Source organism: Micromonospora sp. NPDC049891, assembly GCF_040660295.1.
Taxonomy (GTDB): Bacteria; Actinomycetota; Actinomycetes; order Mycobacteriales; family Micromonosporaceae; genus Micromonospora.
This window is the reverse complement of sequence record NZ_JBFAML010000005.1, coordinates 176687-196296: the sequence shown is the minus strand read 5'-3', so window position 1 is coordinate 196296 and position 19610 is coordinate 176687. Positions and strand designations below refer to the sequence as shown.

Annotated in this window: 19 protein-coding genes; 8 read left to right on the top strand and 11 right to left on the bottom strand. The window is 71.4% G+C overall.

Going from position 1 to position 19610, the window contains the following annotated elements; translation table 11 throughout:
- Positions 1-3 precede the first annotated feature (3 nt).
- The 4 genes from AB0I71_RS09560 to AB0I71_RS09545 all read right to left on the bottom strand — a co-directional run bounded on the left by AB0I71_RS09560 (position 4) and on the right by AB0I71_RS09545 (position 3800).
- Positions 4-999: a glycosyltransferase family 2 protein gene (locus AB0I71_RS09560; protein ID WP_357582789.1), complete on the bottom strand. Its 996-nt coding sequence runs from the start codon at positions 997-999 to the stop codon at positions 4-6.
- Between the two features lie 161 nt (positions 1000-1160).
- A complete protein-coding gene (locus tag AB0I71_RS09555) occupies positions 1161-2546 on the bottom strand; it encodes a hypothetical protein (RefSeq protein ID WP_357582788.1) in 1386 nt (461 codons plus the stop codon).
- Positions 2543-3052 carry a SigE family RNA polymerase sigma factor gene (locus tag AB0I71_RS09550; protein ID WP_357582787.1) on the bottom strand — a complete coding sequence of 170 codons (510 nt, stop codon included), beginning with the start codon at positions 3050-3052 and terminating at the stop codon, positions 2543-2545. Before AB0I71_RS09550 ends, AB0I71_RS09555 begins: the two co-directional genes overlap by 4 nt.
- Before the next feature lie 88 nt (positions 3053-3140).
- The gene (locus AB0I71_RS09545; protein WP_357582786.1) at positions 3141-3800 is read right to left on the bottom strand and encodes an NAD(P)H-dependent oxidoreductase; all 660 of its coding nucleotides are present in this window, start codon (positions 3798-3800) and stop codon (positions 3141-3143) included.
- Between the two features lie 109 nt (positions 3801-3909).
- On the opposite strand from AB0I71_RS09545, the gene AB0I71_RS09540 reads away from it, so the two are divergent.
- Positions 3910-4398, top strand: coding sequence for a MarR family transcriptional regulator (locus tag AB0I71_RS09540; RefSeq protein ID WP_357582785.1), 489 nt, complete (start codon positions 3910-3912; stop codon positions 4396-4398).
- Here AB0I71_RS09540 and AB0I71_RS09535 read toward each other — a convergent pair.
- Positions 4358-5080 (bottom strand): GntR family transcriptional regulator, encoded by a 723-nt coding sequence (locus AB0I71_RS09535; RefSeq protein WP_357582784.1) that lies wholly within the window; start codon positions 5078-5080, stop codon positions 4358-4360. The two genes, AB0I71_RS09540 and AB0I71_RS09535, sit on opposite strands and share 41 nt — an antisense overlap.
- A 58-nt stretch (positions 5081-5138) precedes the next feature.
- On the bottom strand, positions 5139-7121 hold the full coding sequence (locus tag AB0I71_RS09530; RefSeq protein ID WP_357582783.1) for an acyl-CoA dehydrogenase: 1983 nt from the start codon (positions 7119-7121) through the stop codon (positions 5139-5141).
- Positions 7122-7194: 73 nt separating this feature from the next.
- Between AB0I71_RS09530 and AB0I71_RS09525 the strand changes: the two genes are divergently transcribed.
- The gene (locus AB0I71_RS09525) at positions 7195-7794 is read left to right on the top strand and encodes a helix-turn-helix domain-containing protein (protein WP_357582782.1); all 600 of its coding nucleotides are present in this window, start codon (positions 7195-7197) and stop codon (positions 7792-7794) included.
- Here AB0I71_RS09525 and AB0I71_RS09520 read toward each other — a convergent pair.
- Positions 7784-9853 (bottom strand): UvrD-helicase domain-containing protein, encoded by a 2070-nt coding sequence (locus AB0I71_RS09520; RefSeq protein ID WP_357582781.1) that lies wholly within the window; start codon positions 9851-9853, stop codon positions 7784-7786. The genes AB0I71_RS09525 and AB0I71_RS09520 overlap by 11 nt on opposite strands.
- A 134-nt stretch (positions 9854-9987) precedes the next feature.
- Positions 9988-10197 (bottom strand): DUF3072 domain-containing protein, encoded by a 210-nt coding sequence (locus AB0I71_RS09515; protein WP_204007089.1) that lies wholly within the window; start codon positions 10195-10197, stop codon positions 9988-9990.
- Positions 10198-10374: 177 nt separating this feature from the next.
- Here AB0I71_RS09515 and AB0I71_RS09510 point away from each other — a divergent pair, with 177 nt between their 5' ends.
- The 4 genes from AB0I71_RS09510 to AB0I71_RS09495 are packed head-to-tail and all read left to right on the top strand — an operon-like array spanning position 10375 to position 14346.
- Positions 10375-11688: a glycosyltransferase 87 family protein gene (locus AB0I71_RS09510; protein WP_357582780.1), complete on the top strand. Its 1314-nt coding sequence runs from the start codon at positions 10375-10377 to the stop codon at positions 11686-11688.
- Positions 11685-12722, top strand: coding sequence for a glycosyltransferase family 2 protein (locus AB0I71_RS09505; protein ID WP_357582779.1), 1038 nt, complete (start codon positions 11685-11687; stop codon positions 12720-12722). The genes AB0I71_RS09510 and AB0I71_RS09505 overlap by 4 nt, the downstream gene beginning before the upstream one ends.
- The gene (locus AB0I71_RS09500) at positions 12719-13684 is read left to right on the top strand and encodes a lysylphosphatidylglycerol synthase domain-containing protein (RefSeq protein ID WP_357582778.1); all 966 of its coding nucleotides are present in this window, start codon (positions 12719-12721) and stop codon (positions 13682-13684) included. The genes AB0I71_RS09505 and AB0I71_RS09500 overlap by 4 nt, the downstream gene beginning before the upstream one ends.
- A gap of 32 nt (positions 13685-13716) precedes the next feature.
- Complete coding sequence (locus tag AB0I71_RS09495) at positions 13717-14346, top strand: class I SAM-dependent methyltransferase (RefSeq protein WP_357582777.1); 630 nt, start codon at positions 13717-13719, stop codon at positions 14344-14346.
- Between the two features lie 54 nt (positions 14347-14400).
- Here AB0I71_RS09495 and AB0I71_RS09490 read toward each other — a convergent pair whose 3' ends face one another.
- From AB0I71_RS09490 to AB0I71_RS09480, 3 genes are all read right to left on the bottom strand, one after another.
- On the bottom strand, positions 14401-15207 hold the full coding sequence (locus tag AB0I71_RS09490; RefSeq protein ID WP_357582776.1) for a BTAD domain-containing putative transcriptional regulator: 807 nt from the start codon (positions 15205-15207) through the stop codon (positions 14401-14403).
- Positions 15208-15294: 87 nt separating this feature from the next.
- On the bottom strand, positions 15295-16011 hold the full coding sequence (locus AB0I71_RS09485) for a polysaccharide deacetylase family protein (protein WP_357582775.1): 717 nt from the start codon (positions 16009-16011) through the stop codon (positions 15295-15297).
- Positions 16008-17009, bottom strand: a complete 1002-nt coding sequence (locus AB0I71_RS09480; RefSeq protein ID WP_357582774.1) for a glycosyltransferase family 2 protein — start codon at positions 17007-17009, stop codon at positions 16008-16010. Before AB0I71_RS09480 ends, AB0I71_RS09485 begins: the two co-directional genes overlap by 4 nt.
- 274 nt (positions 17010-17283) lie before the next feature.
- Here AB0I71_RS09480 and AB0I71_RS09475 point away from each other — a divergent pair, with 274 nt between their 5' ends.
- Both AB0I71_RS09475 and AB0I71_RS09470 read left to right on the top strand, forming a co-directional pair.
- Positions 17284-18594: an aspartate aminotransferase family protein gene (locus AB0I71_RS09475; protein ID WP_357582915.1), complete on the top strand. Its 1311-nt coding sequence runs from the start codon at positions 17284-17286 to the stop codon at positions 18592-18594.
- A complete protein-coding gene (locus AB0I71_RS09470; RefSeq protein WP_357582773.1) occupies positions 18588-19607 on the top strand; it encodes an NAD-dependent epimerase/dehydratase family protein in 1020 nt (339 codons plus the stop codon). The genes AB0I71_RS09475 and AB0I71_RS09470 overlap by 7 nt, the downstream gene beginning before the upstream one ends.
- Positions 19608-19610 lie beyond the last annotated feature (3 nt).

The window sequence follows — 19610 nt, the reverse complement described above, 5'->3', positions numbered from 1 at the left end:
GGTTCAGCCACGGCTGGGGACGACGGGACGTGCGTCGACCACCTGCGGCTCTGACGCGGCGGGCCCGTCGTCGGCGGTGTCCGAGCCGACGTGGAACGTCGGTCGGTTCTGCACGGCGGCGTAGATCCGCCCCACGTACTCGCCGAGCAGGCCCAGGCAGACCAGCTGCAGCCCGCCGAACAGCAGCACCGCCACGAACAACGAGGTCCAGCCGGGGATGGTCACCCCACGCAGGTGCCCCACGACGCCGAAGGCGATCAGCGCCAGGCAGGCCAGGAAACTGCCCACCCCGAGCCAGGTCGCCAACCGCAGCGGCGCGGCGGAGAAGTTGGCGACGCTGTCCCAGGCCAGCGCGACCATGCGCGGCAGCGGGTACTTCGTCTGTCCGGCGTGCCGGGCCTCGCGGACGTAGCGGACCTCGGCGCTGGGGAAGCCGAGCGCCGGGATCAGCAGCCGGTACACCGGGTTCCGTTCCGGCAGCCGGCGCAGTGTCTGCACCACCTCCCGGCTGACCATCCGGAAGTCGCCCGCCTGAGCCGGCACCTCGGCTCCGACGATCCGCCGCATCAGCCGGTAGTACACCCGCGCGGTGTGCCGCTTGAACAACGTGTCGGTGCTGCGGTCGGCGCGTACCCCGTACACCACGGCGGCACCGGCCCGAGCGAGCCGCAACATCTCGGTGATGGTCTCCGGCGGGTCCTGGAGATCCGCGTCGAGGCTGACCACCCACCGGCCGCGTGCCCGGTGCAGGCCGGCGGTCAGCGCCGCCTGGTGGCCGCTGTTGCGGCGCAGTCGCACGATCCGCAACTGCGGCCAGTCCCGCGCCTGCACGGTGAGCAACGCGACCGTGGCGTCCCGGCTGCCGTCATCGACGGCCACCACCTCGTAGTCGACGTGCAGGTCGTCCAACACCGGCCGGAGCCGGGCCACGAGGCCGGCGATCACGGCCTCCTCGTTGTACATCGGAACGACCACGGAGAGCGTGGTCTCTCCGGTCACGTCGGATCGCATCGTCTGCCGGCCCCGTCCCGAACGCAGAGTCCACCCCTACCGCGCACGCGCAACGTGCGCAGGAAGTCACCGTCTCGTGACGAGTTGACGCCCGCTTGGCGCTGGCGTGAACGGCCGACGAATGCCGTCCAGCGCTCCGGCGGCCCCGGTCACGCCGTGGTGGACCGCCGAACCCGGCGGTTCTCCCACCAGAGCGTGAGCTGTTCCCGGCGCCGGTACGCCGCGATCGCGCTCACCGCCAGCACGGTCACGGTGGTCCAGATCCAGAACCGGCCGCCGACGCCGCGCGGTGGATCGGCGACGCGGGTGTGACCGGCCCGGATCACCTCGTCGGCGATGTCGATGGAGACCACCTGCCGCGGTGCGGTGAGCAGGGTGGTCGGTGGCTGGCCGTCCGGTGGCAGTGACAGCACCTCGATGCTCCCGATGTGGCCGTACTCCGGGCGGTCGTCGTTGGGGAAGGGGCGGGTGAAGTCCGGTGAGTCGGGCGGATGGGGAAGGTAGGACACCACCCAGGGCGCCCCGGTCGCCGTCCAGCCCAGGAGTTGGATGCCGACCACGTCGTCGACGCCGGCTGTTCCCAATGCCCCGAGGTCCCGTCCCGTGGCCGGCTCGATCCGGTGCAGCGTCCACCTCGCGTCATCGCGCCGCGACACCGTGAGCCACCGCCCGTCCGGCGTCCAGGCACCCTTACCGGCCAGGTCGGTGCCGGGCGCGAGCGGGAAGGAGGCGATCACGTCGCCGTCCCGGTCGGCGACCGTCACCACGCGCCCGGTCTGCCAGGCGAGCCGATCCCCGCCGGGCGTGAAGGCGACGACCACGCCCGGCACCGTGCCGGACGGTGCCTCGGCCAGCCTGACCGAGCTGCCGTCGTCCAGCCGGACCAGGCTGAGTGAGCGGCGGTCATCACCACGGTCGGGGTGGGTCGGCACCGAGTCACGGACCACAAGCGACATCCCGTCCGGCGACCAGCCGGCCGGTTCCGTGCCGACCGTCCCGGCGACACCGCTGCGCAGGTGGCGGGTCGCACCGGTGACCAGGTCGATGATCTCCACCCGGGGATCGCCGCGTTGCGGGTTGTGAGCTATCCACCGGCCCTGTGGGGAGAGCACCACGTCCGTGCCGGCGGTCCTCTCCCAGCCGCTGCGGACGATCCGGTAGGTGTCCGTGTCACCGTCGACAACGGTGACGAGGCTCGACTCGTCGTTGTAGGTCAGCCGCCCCGCCTCCCCGGTGAAGATGACCGAGGCCGGACCGGTCCGCGGTCGGTCCGTGGCGTGCAGGCTCCCGAAGGGCGGTAGGCCGATCCGATCCGGTAACGCACCCGACTCGGCTGGATCGGCCGGCTCCACAGGCGACGTGCGGGTCGTCGGGAGGACGAGCCCGCCGAGGACCACGAGCGCGAGTGCGGCGGCCACCGCCGTGGCCCGACGCCGCCGCGTGCGGTGCGCCGTCGCCAGCGCCCGCTGCTCCACCTGGTACGCGGGAACCTGCGCCGCTGTGGCGCGCAGCACCTCACGCAGTCGTGTGGTCATCGCGCGCTCCTCTCGGGTGCCGGATCGACCAGCTCCGGAGCCACCGCGCGAAGCCGGACCAGCGCGTCGTGCCCGTGCCGCTTCACCGTCCCGATGGAGCAGCCGAGCGCGGCGGCCACCTGTGCCTCGGTCAGGTCCTCGTAGAAGCGCAGCACGACGACCGCCCGCTGCCTGGGGGTGAGCTGGCGTAACGCGGCGGCCAGGGTCATCCGCAGGGTGGCGGCGTCGCTGGGGTCCGGATGACTGGCCCGCACGGGTGTCGGGTCGGCCTCCAGCCGTTCGGTGAGTCGGCGTCGCCGCCACCAGGAGACCTGCTGGTGGTACATGACCCGGCGGACGTACGCCTCCGGGTCACCATCGCGGATCCGCCGCCAGTGTCGGTACGTCCGTGCGAGTGCACTCTGCAGAAGATCCTCGGCCAACTGGTGGTCGCCGGTGAGGAGGTAGGCGGTCCGGGACAGCGCCGGTGAACGGTGCACCACGAACTCGTGGAACGTCTGGCTCATCGCCACCCCCTCGGCAGAAGTAAACGCCTCCTGCCGGGCGGATGGTTGAGGGCCGGCGTGCGCGGCGCGTACCGCGCACGCCGCTGCCTCAGACCGGGAGCGGCACGCCGCCGAGTGCGCGGCCGGCCTCCCGGGCGGCCTGCAGGGCCTCGGCGTGCATCGCCGCGGCCTGGTCGGTGAACGAGTCAAGGGCGGGGTTGACGCCGACCAGGGTGAACTCGCGTTCGACGACGGTGAGGTCGGCACCCCAGCAGTCGGCGATGATGCGGCGCAGGTACGGCGTCGCGTGATCCCAGCCCTCCCGGGGCGTGCCACCCCCGTACGCCCCGCCTCGAACCGTGACGAGTACGGCCCGCCGGCCCTCCAGGAACGGCTTGCCGAATGCTCGCTGGTCGGTGCTGACCAGGTCGACGTACGTCTTGAAGTGCTGTGAGACGCCGTAGTTGTACAGCGGCACGGCGAACAGGATGCCGTCGGCGGCGAGCAGCTCGTCCACGAGCGTCGCGGCGAGGGCGACGGCCTCACGCTGCTCGGCCGTGTGCTCCTCGGGCGCGGTCATCCCGGCGGTGACCGCCGCCGCCCAGGCGGTCGCGGGCAGGGCGTCGACGCCGATGTGGCGACGTTCGATCGTGTCACCGGTGTGCGCGGCGAGCCACTCCTCTTCGACGATGTCGGCGATCTCGCGGCTCGCCGAGCCGTGGGTGCGGATGCTGGCATCCAGCCGGAACAGGGTCACGACAACTCCCATACGTGTGAGGTTCAAGCTTGAAGCCGACGATAACCCGTCGAACTTCAAGCTTGAACCAAATGCGAGATGCCTCACCTCCGCCGAGTGGTCGGCCGCTAGGCTGAGCGGCATGCCGGAGGAACCCCGGTGGTTGAACGAGTGCGAGCGCGACGCCTGGCTCGCCCTGGCCAGCCTCATGTTCAAGCTGCCCGGCGCGCTCGACGCGCAACTGCTACGCGACAACAACCTCACGTTGTTCGATTACTTCGTGCTGAGCGGCCTGTCCATGACGCCCGGGCGTACGCTGCGGCTCAGCGCCCTGGCCAGTCAGGTCAGCAGCTCGCTGTCCCGGTTGTCGAACGTCGTCACGCGCCTTGAGCGGCGGGGGCTGCTCCGCCGCGAGCCCGACCCGGAGAGCCCCCGCTACAACCGGGCGGTGCTCACCGACGCCGGGTGGGATCTCGTGGTCGCCGCGGCGCCCGGGCATGTCGCCGCGGTGCGCAGGTTCGTCATCGACGGGCTCACCGAGGAGCAGGTCACCGCGCTGCGGGAGGTCGCCGGTCGGGTGACACAGCAGGTCAACGAGGCGGCGGCGGAGGACTCCCAGCGCGGCTGCTAGGGCCGGTGCCGGGCTCGTCCTCGTCGACCGCGGCCTCCAGCAGGGGTGCCAGGGTCTGCCAGTTGGTGCGGGTGGCGGCGACCGCGGCCTCGACGTCGCCGGCTTCGCAGAGCGCGATGATCCGTTCGTGTTGGGCGACCGAGCCACGGCCGCTCAGTGAGGCGAAGCGGAGTCGTTCGAGCCGCCGCAGCGCGGGCGTGAACTGGTCGAGCACCGACCGCAGGGCCGCGTTCGCCGAGGCGGCCACCGTGACGCCGTGGAAGTCGTCGTCCGCCGCGATGGCGGCGTCGACGTCGTTGGCCCGCAGCGCCTGCGCGAAGCGGGCGTTGGCGGCGCGCATCGCGTCGAGTTCGGCGGTGGACAGGTTGGGCAGTGCCTCGCGCACCGCCAGTTCGTGCATCGCGGTGGTCACCGACTGGGCGCCGCGCAGTGCCCGCAGGTCGAGTGGGCTGACCATGGTGTAGCGGCCCGGCTTGGTGCGGACCAGGCCGGCCTCTTCGAGCCGGGCCAACGCCTCGCGCACCGGGGTACGGCTGACGCCGAGCCACTGGGCGAGATCAGCGTCGTTGAGCCGCTCGCCAGGGGTCAGTGTCCCGTTCACGATGGCGTCGCGGATCGCCCGGAAGGCGTCGTCGCGCAGCAGTGACCGGGTGACGACGCCAGCACGCGCAGGGATCGGCATGCAACATATCGCACCTCCCCCACCAACCGATGTCAAGCACCCCGACCCCCGCCCTGGGTTAGGGGTGGGGGGTGGGGGTGGTGTCGTGGGCGGTCATGGTGTCCTGGCGGGCGGGTTCCTCGCGCAGGATGGCGGCGTTCAGCCAGGTGTCCGGGATGGCGAACCCGTCCACAAGCGTCCGCATCTGCGGGCGCAGCTCCTTGAGCAGGCCGTTCACCACGGCGGTGATCGCCTTTGACCGGGCCGGCGTGAGCCGGCCGTGCTCCAGCAGCCACCCCTTGTGGGACTCGATGACGCTGAGGGCGTACAGGTCGCAGACCCGGGAGAGCAGCGCCCGGACCGCCGGATCCGTGGTGTCCTCGATGCCGGCGACGAACGCCTCCAGGGTGACCCGGTCGATGTGTGCGGCGGCGGCGGTCAGGACGTGGTCCTGAACGTCGTTGAAGATGTCGAAGGGGCGGTCCTGCTTGCTGGTCGCGCCGTTGCGCAGGCGGCGGATCGCGCCTTCGAGCAGGTGCTTCTCGCGGTCGTCGAAGATCTTGAGCTGCCAGCCCCGGTCGGTGACGGCGACCTCCTCGTCGCGCCCGGGCACGGCACTGATCAGTTGCTGGATCAGCGACCGGGCGGCGGTGCGTTCGAGCACCATCTCCCGGACCTGCTCGGCGACGAAGGAGGCGCGACCCCAGCCGTCCAGCGAGCCGAACTCGTCCCGGTAGCCGGTGAGCAGCCCCTTGGCGACCAGTTGCAGCAGGACGGTGTTGTCGCCCTCGAACGTGGTGAAGACGTCGGTGTCCGCCCGTAGCCCCGGCAACCGGTTCTCGGCCAGGTAGCCGGCGCCGCCGCACGCCTCGCGACACAGCTGGATGGTGCGGCTGGCGTGCCAGGTCTGCGCGGCCTTGAGCCCGGCGGCGCGGGACTCCAGCTCCCGCTGCCGGTGCTCGTCAACGGGTCCGTCGCCGCCCTGCACCTCGTGCACCGCGGCGACCAGCTCGGCCTGGGCGAAGTGCAGCGCGTACGTGGTGGCCAGGGCGGGCAGCAGCTTCCGCTGGTGGGCCAGGTAGTCGTTGAGCAGGACCTCCCGGTCGGCGTCCGGGGTGCTGAACTGGCGGCGGGTGTCGCCGTACCGGACCGCGATGGCCAACGCCGATTTGGCCGCCGCCGACGCGGCGCCGCCCACACTGACCCGGCCGCGCACCAGGGTGCCGAGCATGGTGAAGAAGCGCCGGGAGTCGTTCTCGATCGGGCTGGAGTAGGTGCCGTCCGCCGCGACCTGGCCGTACCGGTCCAGCAGCATGTCCCGGGGCACCGCCACGTGGTCGAAGCTCAGTCGCCCGTTGTCCACGCCGAGCAGGCCGGCCTTGGGCCCGGCGTCGCCGATGGTCACGCCGGGCAGCGGGTTGCCCTGCTCGTCGCGGATGGGCACCAACCACGCGTGTACGCCGTGCCGCTGCCCGTTCGTGACCAGCTGCGCGAAGACGACAGCCATCCGCCCGTCCCGGGCCGCGTTGCCGATGTAGTCCTTGCGGGCCGCCTCGTGCGGGGTGTGCAGGTCGAAGGTCTGCGTCCCGGGGTCGTACGTGCAGGTGGTGCGCAGCTGCTGAACGTCGGAGCCGTGCCCGGTCTCGGTCATCGCGAAGCAGCCCAGGAGCTGGCCGGAGATGATGTCCCGAAGGTGGGCGTCGTGGTGGCGCCGGGTGCCCAGGGCCGCGACCGCGCCGCCGAACAGGCCCCACTGCACGCCGGCCTTGACCATCAGCGAGAGGTCGACCTGCGCCAGCATCTCGGTGGCGATGATCGAGCCGCCGACGTCGGATCCGCCGCCGTACTGGGTGGGGAAGGCCGAGGCGATGCCCAGCTTGACCGGAAGCTCGCCGAGCAGCCGGGTGACCCGCTCCCGGGCCTGGTCGCCGGTCTCGCCGTAGACCGGGAGGAACCGCTCGTCGAGGTGCCTGCGGTGCGCGTTGCGGACCTCGGCCCACGGCCCGTCGAGCACTTCCTGAAGGCGGGCGAGGTCGACGGGGCCGGGTGCGTGACTGGGCATGGCTACCTCGCAGGGACGCTGGTTGGGTACAGCTCGTACCCGATCAACAGTACAGAGCCGCTACAGTGATCCGGTGAGCAATGCGGCGGTGAAACGGGACACCATCGCCGCCCGCCGTGCCGGGGGCATCCCACAGGAGCGGGCCCGGCGACGGCAGGCGATCGTGGAAGCTGCGGTCCGCGTCATCGAGGAACACGGCACGGAGACCGGCCTGGGCACGGTAGCCGACCGGGCCGGGCTTCCCAGGCCGCACGTCTACCGTCATTTCACCAGCAAGGACGACCTCGACCAGGCGGTCGCCCGGCACGCCGCACGCCTGGTGAGCGCCTGGATCCGCCCGTCGCTGTCCGCCCCGGGCGCGCCGCCGGAGGTGGTGCACGGCATCATCGGCCGGGTGCTGAGCTGGGCGGTCGCCCACCCCAACCTCTACCGGTTCCGGGCCCGCCTCGGTACCGCACACGCCGTTCCCGAAATCACCGAGGCCGCCGTCGCCAACCTGCGCGCCGCCGGTCAGGAGGCCCACCTGCCCGCGTACGTGGTGGCAAGCGTCGTCGGCATGGTCGACGCCGGCATCATCTGGTGGTTCGACCACCGGGACGAGGTCGAGCCGGATCAACTCAACGACTGGCTCGCCGCCCAGGTGTGGCGGGTCGTCGCCGAGGTCACGACCTGAGCGCCTCCGGCAGTGGGCTGGTGTGCAGGATGACCAGTTCGGCGACGGCCCGGGTCAGGGCCACGTAGAGCCGGTTCATGCCCCGAGGTTCGGCGGCGACGATGTCGGCGGGCTCCACCAGCACCACCCGGTCGTACTCCAGCCCCTTGACCTGGCTGACCGGGATCGCCCCGAGCCGGTCGGCGATCGCGTCCGGAGCGATGATCACACCGGTTTCCGCAGCGAGGGCCGCTGGCAGGTCGTCCACCTGACGGATCGTGAGGGTTCCGCCGGGACGGAAGGAACGGGTCGGCGCGATCCCGGGCGCCAACGCCCGGGCGGCGAAGTCGGCGATGACCTGCGGCACCCGGTAGCCGGTGGGCAGGTCGAGCATCCTGACCTCGCGTTTGCCGAGCTGTCTCACCAACTCCGGCCAACTTCCGGCGGCCAGTGGATGGGTCGCCTGACCGAGGTCGCCCACGATCGTCATCGAGGCGTGGGCGGCTCGGCGGGCGATCATCCGGCACTCCATCGGTGACAGATCCTGGGCCTCGTCGAGGATGACGTGCAGGTACGCGTCCTCGATCGGGGCGGCGACCTCGGCGACCGGCAGCGGCTCGGCCAGCTCCGGCAGGTACCCCTCCTCGCCGTACGGGTCGAAGCCGTCCGCCCAGCCCACCACCTTGTGGCCCTCACGCAGGATGATCGCCGCCGCCCAGCGCTGGGCCGCCCAGGCGTTGCCGCTGTCCAGGGACTGGCCGGAGACGGCGATCGGGGTGGCCAGTCCGGGCGCGAAGAGCTGCCAGCCGTCGTTGAGGCTCAGGCTGAGCACGAAGGTCTCCGCCAGCCGCGGACCACTGCTCAACTCGCGTACCTGCCACTCGCTCCCGGCCACCGTCGGGGTGACCGGCCGGCCCAGGATCTCGGCGAGTTCGTCGAGCAGCGGGACGTCGTCCACCGACCACTGCCCGTGCTGCGCGGGCAGCACGTCCTGCGGGGTCAGCGTCGGCCACCACGCGTTCAGGAAGGCGTCCGGGATCTCCCTGCCGCCGAGCAGTTCCGAGAGCACCTTCGCCGCCTCGGCGCGGGCGCCGTTGGGCTTGATGCCGCGCGCCTCGCACCGTCGTCGTACGTCGAGACGGGCCTTCGCCAGGTCGTCGGCGTCGAGCCTGCCCAACCGCCCCGGCGCGTTGGGCGGGGTGTCCCAGGCCAGTTCGGTGAGCACCCGCACCATCTTCAGGTCGCCCTTGGATCTGGCGACCTCGGCGCGGTCACGTCGGGTCGCCACGACCCCGTCGAACAGCTCGCCGATCGCCCGCAGGTGGACGCTGTCCTCACCGAGACCGGGCAGCACCCTGCCGATGTACTCGGTGAACACCGTCGACGGACCGACCACCAGCACCCGACCGTCGGCGAACCTGCCCCGGTCGGTGTAGAGCAGATAGGCCGCACGGTGCAGGGCGACCTGGGTCTTGCCGGTCCCTGGACCGCCGGTGATGACTGTGACACCGTGCGCCGGCGCGCGGATCGCCTCGTCCTGCTCGCGCTGGATGGTGCTGACGATGTCACGCATGTGCGGGCCGCGTTCCCGGGTGAGTGACGCGAGCAGGGCTCCCTCGCCCACCACACCGTCGACGTCGCCGGCCGACAGCACCTCGTCGTCGACGCCGACCACCCTGGGACCGGCGCAGGTGATGATCCGACGGCGTACCACCCCCAGTGGCTCACCGGGGGTGGCGCGGTAGAACGGCGCGGCGGCCGGCGCCCGCCAGTCCACCACCAGCGGCTCCCGGTCCTCGTCGCGTACGCCCAGCCGGCCGACGCGGTAGGTGTCGCCGTCGTCGAAGTCCAACCGGCCGAAGACGAGGCCCTCCTCCTGACCGTCCAGGTCGGACAGCCTCGCCGCGGCGCGTAACACCATCGCGTCGCGCTCGACCAGCCCGGTCAACGGGCCGGCCGAGGCGCGTCCGCGACCCTCCGATTCCAGTTCCCTCGCCTGCGTACGCATGACCTCCAGTCGCTCGTACACCTTGTCGACCACCTGCTGCTCGATCGCGAGCTGCCGCACTGTTTCGGACACACCGCTCCCTGGTCTGCCAGAGGCTGCTGCACGGGGACTGGTCGAGAATATGTACCGGCCAGACCCATAAAATCGGCATCCAGGGTGATTCGCACGACTTGACCGATAGATAAGATGAAGGTGGCCTCAGGGGATCAGCCCTGATCACCCCGCCCGGTCTGCTGCTGCAACTGATCGATCAACTTTGCCGCCTCGGCCTTGGTGAGGCCGTCCGGCACGGTCTCGCCCGCCTCGCGGGCCAGGGTCCGCAGGTACGACTCCTGCGCCGCCGTCGTCGGCTCGTCGCCGGTCACCCACTCGTCCGGGTCCTTCACCGCGGCCTGCGGATCGTGCTGCTCGGTCATCTCCACGCCCCTTCCTCTCGAACAGGTGTGCCATACCCCGGTCGGTGGTCACCCATTCCTCGCGGCGGTCCGTGGGCCGCCGGCAGTGGACCCTCGGTAATCCAGATCGGTTACAGGATCCGTTGATAGATCGATTGCTACCTTTCCTGCGCCGACGCCTGAAGGGGGAGACCGGTGATGGCCCTTTCTCCGGCACCAGCCCTCCGTCCGGGCGTCCGGCGGTGGCTGGCACCACGCCGAACAGCCCTGGTGCTGCTGCCGCTGCTGCTGGCCGGCGCGGCCGCCGCCGTACACCGGACGACCGGTCTGTTCTGGGGTGACTTCGCGGTCTACCAGGCCGGCGCCGCTGCGGCCGCGCGCGGTGACGGGCAGCTCTACGAGGTCGCCCACCGGGGCACCGACGGCATCGTGCTGGGCTTCACCTACCCCCCGTTCGCCGCCCTCCTGCTGCAACCGCTGGCGCACGTCGACCCCACGGTGGGCGTCGGGATCTGGCTGCTGGCCTCGGTCGTCGCGCTGTCCGCCGTGGTCGGCGTGACGCTGCGCGCCGCCGGTGTGGCCGCGTCCGCCGGTGCGGTGCTGACCGGCACCGTGGCGATGCTGCCGGTGTTCCCGGTGGCCGGCCATCTCCAGGTCGGTCAGGTCGGCCTGTTCCTGATGCTGATCGTGCTGCTGGACCTGATGCGCGGCCCCGGCCGACGCTGGCACGGTCTCGGTGTCGGGATCGCCGCCGGGGTGAAGCTGACCCCGCTCATCTTTGTGGCGTACCTGCTGTGCACCGGTCGGTGGCGGGCCGCCGGCGTGGCGCTGGCCGGATTCGGCGCCACCGTCGGGCTCGGATTCGCCTGGCGTCCGGCGGACTCGGCCCGGTTCTGGGGCGGTGGCCTGCTCGACACCGCCCGGGTGACCGGGGACCCCCGCACCGTGCTGAACCAGTCGCTGCACGGCGCGCTGGCCCGGCTCGGCGACACCGCCGACGTACGGGCCGTCTGGCTGCCGGTGGCGGCGCTGACCGCGGTGGCCGGGCTGGTGATCGCGGCGCGCTGCGTCCGGGCCGGCGCACCGTTGCTCGGCGTGATCGCCTCCGCTACGACCGGCCTGCTCGTGTCGCCGGTCTCCTGGCACCACCACTGGGTGTGGTGCGTGCCGGCGCTGGTGCTGCTCGTGGTACGCGGACGCCGGGCCGGGCATCGGCCCACGGTGCTGCTCGGCGCGGCCCTCTGGGCCGGCTACGTGGCCAGCGCCGGGTGGACGGTCATCGGTCTGCGCGGGACGGACCTGCACTTCCAGGGCTGGGAGCTGCTGCACACAAACCTGTACGTGCTGGTCGGGGTGGCCGCACTGGGCTGGCTGGCGCTGCGTCCGGGTGGATCGGCCACCGACGCGCAGCCGCCCCGCCCACGGCCGGCAGCCACCCCCATCGCGCGTCCGGACGGAAGGGACGGTGCCACAGTGAACCGCGCCGACACCATCGAGGGCGGGATCCGGTGAGGGTTTCGGTGGTCGTGCCCAACTTCAACAAGGAGCGGACGCTGCACGACTGCCTGTCGGCGGTGTACGCGCAGACCCCGCCGCCGGCCGAGGTGATCGTCGTCGACGACGCGAGCACCGACCGGTCGCGACAGATCGCGGCCGGCTTCCCCTGCACGGTGGTGGCCTTCGCGGCCAACCGGGGCGTGTCGGCGGCCCGCAACGCCGGTGCCGCCCGGGCCACCGGCGACGTGTTGTTCTTCGTCGACTCGGACATCGCGCTGGCCCCCGGCGCGCTGGCCGCCGCGGTGCGCGCCCTGGAGAGCCACCCCGACTGTGGCGTGGTGCAGGGCATCTACGACCTGCGTCCGCTCTACGACGACGGGCCGGTCGAGGCGTACAAGACGTTGTTCGAGCACTACTGGCGACGTCGGGCCACCGGGGTCACCACGAGCACCATGTTCGCGCTCACGGCCGTGCCCAGGGACGTTTTCGACCTGGTGGGCGGTTTCGACGAGCGGCTGCGGGACGCCGAGGACGTGGAGTTCGGCACCCGACTGCCCCGGCGGTACGAGGTCCGGGTCAGCGACGAGATCGTCGGCCGGCACGACGACGTGGACCGGCTGTGGCCGTACCTGTCGGAGCTGTTCCGCCGGGCGGTGACGTACGCCGACGCGGTCGTGGCGGCCCGCTGGCAGCGGCCGCCCGCCGGGGCCGACGCCGGGGAGCGGCTGCCGCCTTCGGTGGACGTGGGGTCCGTTGTCGGTATGGGCGCGACCGGGCTGGCGGTGGCCGGTGTGCCACTTGTCGTCGTCTCGCCCTGGCTGGGGTTGCTGCCGGTGGCCCTGTTCACCGCCGCCGTGGTGGTCGACCGCGAGCTGCTGGCGTTCGCCCTGCGGCACCGGGGGCCCGGGTTCCTGATCTACGCCACCTGGTTGCGGTCGATGACCCACCTGACCGAGTTCGTCGGGATGGGGCTGGGGGTGTGCGCCGCGCTGCTGAGACGGGTCCGCGCCGACCGGTCCCGACCGGCGAGCCTGGTGTCACGTCGGTGAACGGCCGCTGGTGGCGGCTGGCCAACCAGGTGTTCACCGCCGTGTTCGTGGTGGCCCTGACCGTCGGCCTGGTGCTGTTCGTGCGGTCCCAGGACTGGACTCCGGTGGCCACGCTGGCCGGCCAGCTGGATCCGCTGCGGGTGACGGCGGCGCTTACCGCAGCGCTGCTGATCAACGCCGCCGGGCTGCTGCTCGGGCTCGCCTCCTGGCGGGCGCTCTTCGTCGACCTCGGCGCGGCGGTGGACAAGTGGACCGCGTACCGGCTGTTCTTCGTGGGTTTCCTGGCCAAGTTCGTCCCGGGCCGCTTCGTCGCCCTGCCGGTGCTGCTGCGGATGGGCAAGGAGATCGAGGTGGGTCCGGTCCGACTGGCCGGGGTCTTCCTGCTCAGCTGGGCGGTGGTGGCGATGACCGGGATGACTGTCGCGCTCGCGGCGGGGCCGGCGTTGCTGTCGGGGGCCACCGGGTGGCTGCTGGTCGCCACCGTGCCCCTGGTGGTGCTGGTGGCCCGTCCGGACCTGCTGAACCGGGGCCTGGCGACGGCGGCCCGGCTGCTGCGGCGACCACCCCCACAGGTGACCGCGTCCCCCGGCGGCGTACGTCGGGCGGTCACCGCACAGTCGCTGTCCTGGCTGGTCTCCGGGCACCACCTGTGGCTGCTCGCGGTGGTCGCCGGAGCGCCGCCGGCCCGGTCGTACCTGATCTGTGTCGCCGGATTCGCCGCCGCGACGGTGGCCGGCCTGTCGGTGATGATCGCCCCGGACGGCCTGGGGGTGCGTGAGGCGGTGCTCATGCTCGGGCTGGTCACCGTGCTGCCGGTCGCCGTGGCCACGCCTGTGGTGCTGGTCAGCCGGCTGGTCTGCGCACTCAGCGAGGTGGCGGTCGGTGGGGGAGGGCTGCTGCTGGCCCAGTACATGCACCGGCGCCGCCCCGACCCGGCGCAACGGGTCGCACCCGTCGGCTGAGCACCGTCCTGTTCGACCTGTCGGAGGAGACCATGGGTAAGGCACCACTGCGGACGATGGCACGGCTGGTCGGCGCGCCGGTTCGGGCGCTGGTGCGGCGCAGCCCTCGGCTGACCGCCGCGCTCTGGGACACCCAGTACGCGCTGGGGTTCTGGGGCTACCTGGACGACACCGGCGGCGGTGAGGTGCCGCTGTCGCTCATCGAGACCTGGGCACCGCGCCCGACGATTCTCGACCTGGGCTGCGGCACCAGCGCCAACCTGCCGCTGGCCGAGGGCCGGCACCGGCACTACCACGGGGTGGACATCAGTCGGCGGGCGATCGAGGCGGCCCGGTCGCTCGATCGGCCGGCCGCGTCGTTCGAGGTGGCCGACATCCGGACGTACGACACCACCCGGCGGTTCGACGCGATCCTGCTGCGTGAGGTCATCTACTACCTGTCCGTGCCGGAGGCGACGCACCTGCTGCGCCGGCTACCCGGGCTGCTCACCGACCGGGGTCGGATCCTCGTGCAGATCTACGACGTGCAGCGGTCGCGGCAGTTCGTGGAGGTGATCCGCGAGTGTGCGCTCGACGTGGCCACCCGGTTGCCCACGGACTCCGACGGTGGCGCGGCGGGGGCATTCTTCGTGCTCACCCCCGCCACCGCCCCGAAGCCCTGACCCGACCGCCGCCCCGAAGCCCTGCCCCCCGCCGCGCAGCGCCGAACGTGCCGGTCAGACCGGTACCCGCCGCTCCCACCACGGGCGGACCGTCACCGGCTCGCTGCGCAGCAGCCGGCGGTGCAGATCCTGCAGCCGGTGTCCCGGCTCCACGCCGAGCCGGTCGGCGAGAGTGGCCCGGGCGTCCTGGAAGGCGGTGAGCGCCTCCGCCCGCCGGGAGGTCTGCCCGAGGGCGACGAGCAGCAGTTCCCAGAGCCGCTCCCGCATCGGATGCTCGACGAGCATCCAGCGCAGCTCGGCCACCACGTCCTCCACGTCGCCCAGCAGCAGGCGCAGGCCGGTCACCTCTTCCAGCACGTCCTGACGCAGCTCGGTCAGCCGGATCCGTTCGGCCTCGGCCAGTGGGCCGGTCGCCTCGTGCAGGGCCTGGCCGGACCAGTGCGCCAGGCCGCGCTGGAAGAGGTAGAGCGACTGGGACAGGTCGGCCCGGGAGCGAGCGGCGCGGGCCGCCCGGACGTCACGCTCGAAGCGGACGATGTCCACCGCGTCCGGCGGTACGTCGAGCGTGTACCCGGGACGGGTGGAGCGCAGCACCCGGGCCAGGGCCGGGCGACGGCCGGGCGGCTCCAGCACCCGGCGCAGCCGGCCGATGTAGGTGTGCACCATGTTCTCCACCGAATCGGGTCGGCGGCCCACCCAGATGGCGTCGACGATCTGGGCCACGGACAGCACCATGCCGCTGCGCATCGCCAGCACCGCAAGGACTTCGCGTTGTCGTGGGGTGCCCAGATACAGGCGGGTGTCCGCCCGGCGGGCCTGGATCGGGCCGAGCAGCAGTATGGACAGGTCATCGTGCGACATCAGAGTTTCTCCCCCAGCCAATCGAGCCGGGTGTCACGACCCGGCTCCGGCGCTTTGTGCGGTGTCGACGGCTCCGGCATTTCCCACCTACCGGTCGTCCGCGACGGTGACGAAGCGGAGTCCCCGGCCGATCAGCCTCGGGATGACAGCGGTCAGGGCGGCGAGGGTTTGTGACCGGTCGCCGCCGCCGTCGTGGCAGAGGATGATCTGCCCGGGACGGGTACGGGACAGGGTCCGGGTGATCCGTTCGACGCCCGGACTGCGCCAGTCGCTGGGGTTGACCGTCCAGTCGACCGGGGTGAGGCCACTGTCGACTGTGGTTCGGAGGACTGCGGGTGACCAGTTGCCGCCGGGGGCGCGGAACAGCCGAGGGCTGATCCCGGTGGCGTCCTCGATCTCGCGCTGGGTCCGGTCGATCTCCGCCCGCAGCATCGGGCGGGGCAGGGCGGCGAACGGCTGGGGATGCGTCATGGAGTGGTTGCCGATCAGGTGACCGGCGGCCAGCACCCGCCGGGCCAGCTCGGGGTGCTCGCGTACCCGGTCGCCGATGAGGAAGAACGTGGCGCGTACCCCGTGGGCGTCGAGCAGGTCGAGCATCGGCGGGGTCCACGTCGGGTGCGGGCCGTCGTCGATGGTGAGCGCGATGCCGTCGCCGGGGGTGCCGAACGCCGGCCAGCGGGGACCGCCGAGCGTCGGACGGCGGCGCAGCAGCTGGCGGCCACGGTAGGCGAACAGCAGGTAGTGCAGTGCCTGCGCGCAGAGGTGAGAGGTGAGCCGGGTGACCGGCCCGCGGCAGGCGCTCATCGGGACGTTTTCGCGGCGGTCACCCGGGTCGGCCCGAAGTCGCGGTCGCTGAGGTGCCGCAACCCGCCCACCACGGCGCCGGCGACGACGGACAGCTGGACCGTCAGGTGCACGGCGAAGAAGAATGCGGTGAAGGCGGGCCCCCGCTGGCGTAGCACGAACCGCAGCAGGCCGGGCTCGGCGACGCTGAACAGCGCGAAACACAGCAGGGCCGCCAGCGGCCAACCGCCGGTGAGCGGGGCCAGCATCAGCGAGGCCGGCACCAAAGCGGCGGTGAGCAGGCCCGCCGGGGTGTTCGCCCGGATGCCGGCCGGGCCGCGTTCGGCCAGGGCCACCGGGATCAGCAGCTGCGAGCGGCGGAACTGCTTGCGCAGCAGCGCACCGAGCCGGCTGTCGTCGTCGTGGCGGCAGACGACCGCGTCGGTGAGGACGATGCCGTACCGGTCGCCCATCCGGTCGCCGAGCTCGACGTCCTCGGAAGCGCGCAGGTTCTCGTCGAACAGGCCGACGGAGGTGAAGACCTCGCGCCGGATGAGGCAGATCGCGAAGAGGGTGGTGCGTACCCGCCCGACGTGACGCAGCCGCCAGTAGTGCCCGTGCAGCAGCCGGTACGCCTCGACGGGCCCGTCGTCGACAAGCGGTTCGAGCGCGTAGATGCCGTGTACGCAGGCGACGTCCGGCTGCTCGCGCAGGACCGCGAGGGCGTTCTCCAGCGCGTCCGGTTCGGGCGCGCAGTCGGAGTCCAGAAAGAACAGCAGCTCACCGGTGCTGGCCAGAATGCCGCGGTTGCGGGCGGCGGCCGGTCCGGCGTTGCGGTCGGTGACGAGTACCCGGCACGGGAAACGTCGGGCGATCGCCCGGGTGTCGTCGGTACTGGCGTCGTCGACGACGATGACCTCGGTCACCGGATGGCGTTGCCGACGAATCGCCTCGAGACAGGCACCCAGGGTCTTCGAGCTGTTGTGGGTGGGGATGATGACCGAGACCGTCGGCGGCATGTTCAACACCTTCGGGGCGTAGGGCAATGCACTAAGGAAATTGACGGGGAAAATTCTCTGTGCAGCGACCAAGTTATCTACCGGCAAGCCCTGCCGCAAGTGTTGCCTTGCGTAGTCAAGGTTGCATCCAGCATCGGTCCAGGAAAGATCTCGGGGCAATGGATAGCGTCCCGACATGCCCAATCTGGTCAGCGTCGAGGAATGCGAACGTCTCACCATTCGGGAGGTGCACGACCTCTATCGGCGGTACGTGAACGCAAGCCAGGTCAATCTGATGACCTCGTTCGGGTTCGGCCGAGAATTGGTCGACCGGGCCGAGGGCGCCTACCTGACATTACGTGACGGTCGCCGGATCCTCGATCTGACCGGCGGGGTGGGGGTGCTCAACCACGGGCACAACCACCCACGGATCGTCGAGGCTCGCCGCCGGTTCGCCGAACGCCAGCGGATGGAGGTCCACAAGACGTACTTTTCGCCCTACCTTGCGGCGCTCGGTCACAACCTCGCGCAGCTGCTGCCCGGTGACCTCTCCATGTCTTTCCTGCCCAACTCGGGGGCGGAGGCGGTGGAGGGTGCGGTGAAGCTCGCCTACAAGTACCACGGCGGCCGGCGCGGGACCATCCTGCGCGCGGACTGCGGTTTTCACGGAAAGCTGCTCGCTTCCGGTGGGCTCACCGGACAACCGCACTTCAACTTTCCGACGATTCCGGGAATCGTCCCTTTCGCCTATGGCGATCTAAATTCCGTCCGGTCGGCCATTGACGACAATCCGGACGACGTCTATGCGCTCATCGTCGAGCCGTTCAGCGCCTCTACGATTCAGTGGTGTGACGAATCTTTCCTACGCGGGGTGCGAGAACTGTGTGACCAGCACGACATCGTGTTGATCTTTGATGAGATCTACACCGGTTGGGGCAAGACGGGCAGCCTCTTCTACTTCATGCGATACCCGGGCCTTATACCGGACGTGCTGACCACGAGCAAATCCTTCGGTGGCGGCAAGTCGTCCATTTCGGCCTTCGTCGCCCGGAAGCCGGTGTTTCGCAGGGCCTACGACAATCTGACCGACGCGCTGCTCCAGAGCACCAGCACCACCTACTACGGCATGGGGGAGGAGTGCGTCACCGCCATCGAGGCGATGAACGTGGTGGTGGAGGACGACTACCCGGCGCGTGCCCGCGAGCTGGAACGCGTCCTCGAACCGGCGCTGAACCGACTGGCCAAGGAGTACCCGGACGCCGTCGGCCGGGTGGCCGGCGCCGGGGCGCTCTGGGGTGTCCAGATCGAGGGCGGCCCGAAGGTTCTCGACCTGGTGTCCCGCCTCGCCCCGGGCGGCGTCGCCCGCGATCCCCGGTTCAAGGCGAAACTGGTGACCTCCGCCGTGGTCAACGCCCTGTACCGCGACCACGACATCTTCACCTACTACGCCCTGAACGGACGCAACCCTCTGATCATCGGTCCCTCCCTGGTCACCGACCCGGCCGACGTGCAACGTGGCGTCGACGCCCTCGGCCAGGTGCTCGACCAGGGTCTGACCCGGCTGGTCTCCCGCTTCGTCGCGCAGAAGATGGGCTCGCTGTGGTGATCACCGTTACCGGCGCCGCCGGCATGCTCGGGTCCCGCCTGGTCGAACGGCTCACCGCCGACGGGCACCAGGTACGCGGCGTCGACCTACGGGACCAGGCCACCGTCACCGACGTCGGCGACATCCGTGACGCGCGGCTGCTGGACCGCGCCTTCACCGACAGCAGCGTGGTCATCCACTGCGCCGCGGCGCTGCCCAGCTACCCGCCCGACCAGATCCGGTCGGTGATCGTCGACGGCACCCGAAGCGTGTTCGCCGCCGCGCAGCGGGCCCACGCCGCGCGGGTCGTGCACGTGTCGTCGACGGCCGTGTACGGACTGCCCAGGCAGGTGCCCACCCCCGAGGAGCACCCCCGCACCCCGGTGGACACCTACAGCGCGGCCAAGGCAGCGGCGGAGGAGATCGCCGAAGGACACCGCGCCGCTGGGTTGCCGGTGGCGGTGCTGCGGCCCAAGACCTTCCTCGGCCCCGGCCGGATGGGGCTGTTCGCGATGCTCTTCGAATGGGCGGAGGAGGGTCGTAACTTCCCCGTGCTGGGCCGTGGCGACGTGCGGATCCAGATGTTCGCCGTCGACGATCTGGTCGACGCGGTGGTCACCGTCCTCAACGCACCGGACGAGGTCGCCAACGACACCTACAACCTCGGCGCCGACCGCTTCGGCACCCTCCGCGAGGACTTCCAGGCGGTCCTGGACGCCGCCGGTCACGGCCGACGGGTGGTCTCGCTGCCCGCCCGGCCCGCGCTGGCCGCCCTCAGCCTGCTCGAACGTCTCAGACTGTCGCCGGTCTACGGCCGGCTGCTGCACAAGCTGATGGCCGACTCGTACGTCAGCACGGACAAGGCCCGACACCGACTGGGCTTCCAACCCAAGCTGTCCAACCAGGACGCCATCCTGCGCACCTACGAGTGGTGGCGCGCCGAGCAGCACCGGGCCCGTCCGGCCCGCCAGGGGCGGACCAGCCGCGATCCCTGGCGGCAGGGTGCCCTGGCCGCCGCCAAGATCTTCTTCTGACAG

Excerpts from the sequence above, each read along its gene's own strand:
- AB0I71_RS09555 (WP_357582788.1), bottom strand. The coding sequence starts at position 2,546 with ATGACCACACGACTGCGTGAGGTGCTGCGCGCCACAGCGGCGCAGGTT.
- AB0I71_RS09550 (WP_357582787.1), bottom strand. The coding sequence starts at position 3,052 with ATGAGCCAGACGTTCCACGAGTTCGTGGTGCACCGTTCACCGGCGCTG.
- AB0I71_RS09545 (WP_357582786.1), bottom strand. The coding sequence starts at position 3,800 with ATGGGAGTTGTCGTGACCCTGTTCCGGCTGGATGCCAGCATCCGCACC.
- AB0I71_RS09540 (WP_357582785.1), top strand. The coding sequence starts at position 3,910 with ATGCCGGAGGAACCCCGGTGGTTGAACGAGTGCGAGCGCGACGCCTGG.
- AB0I71_RS09535 (WP_357582784.1), bottom strand. The coding sequence starts at position 5,080 with ATGCCGATCCCTGCGCGTGCTGGCGTCGTCACCCGGTCACTGCTGCGC.
- AB0I71_RS09530 (WP_357582783.1), bottom strand. The coding sequence starts at position 7,121 with ATGCCCAGTCACGCACCCGGCCCCGTCGACCTCGCCCGCCTTCAGGAA.
- AB0I71_RS09515 (WP_204007089.1), bottom strand. The coding sequence starts at position 10,197 with ATGACCGAGCAGCACGATCCGCAGGCCGCGGTGAAGGACCCGGACGAG.
- AB0I71_RS09510 (WP_357582780.1), top strand. The coding sequence starts at position 10,375 with ATGGCCCTTTCTCCGGCACCAGCCCTCCGTCCGGGCGTCCGGCGGTGG.
- AB0I71_RS09495 (WP_357582777.1), top strand. The coding sequence starts at position 13,717 with ATGGGTAAGGCACCACTGCGGACGATGGCACGGCTGGTCGGCGCGCCG.
- AB0I71_RS09490 (WP_357582776.1), bottom strand. The coding sequence starts at position 15,207 with ATGTCGCACGATGACCTGTCCATACTGCTGCTCGGCCCGATCCAGGCC.
- AB0I71_RS09485 (WP_357582775.1), bottom strand. The coding sequence starts at position 16,011 with ATGAGCGCCTGCCGCGGGCCGGTCACCCGGCTCACCTCTCACCTCTGC.
- AB0I71_RS09480 (WP_357582774.1), bottom strand. The coding sequence starts at position 17,009 with ATGCCGCCGACGGTCTCGGTCATCATCCCCACCCACAACAGCTCGAAG.
- AB0I71_RS09475 (WP_357582915.1), top strand. The coding sequence starts at position 17,284 with ATGACCTCGTTCGGGTTCGGCCGAGAATTGGTCGACCGGGCCGAGGGC.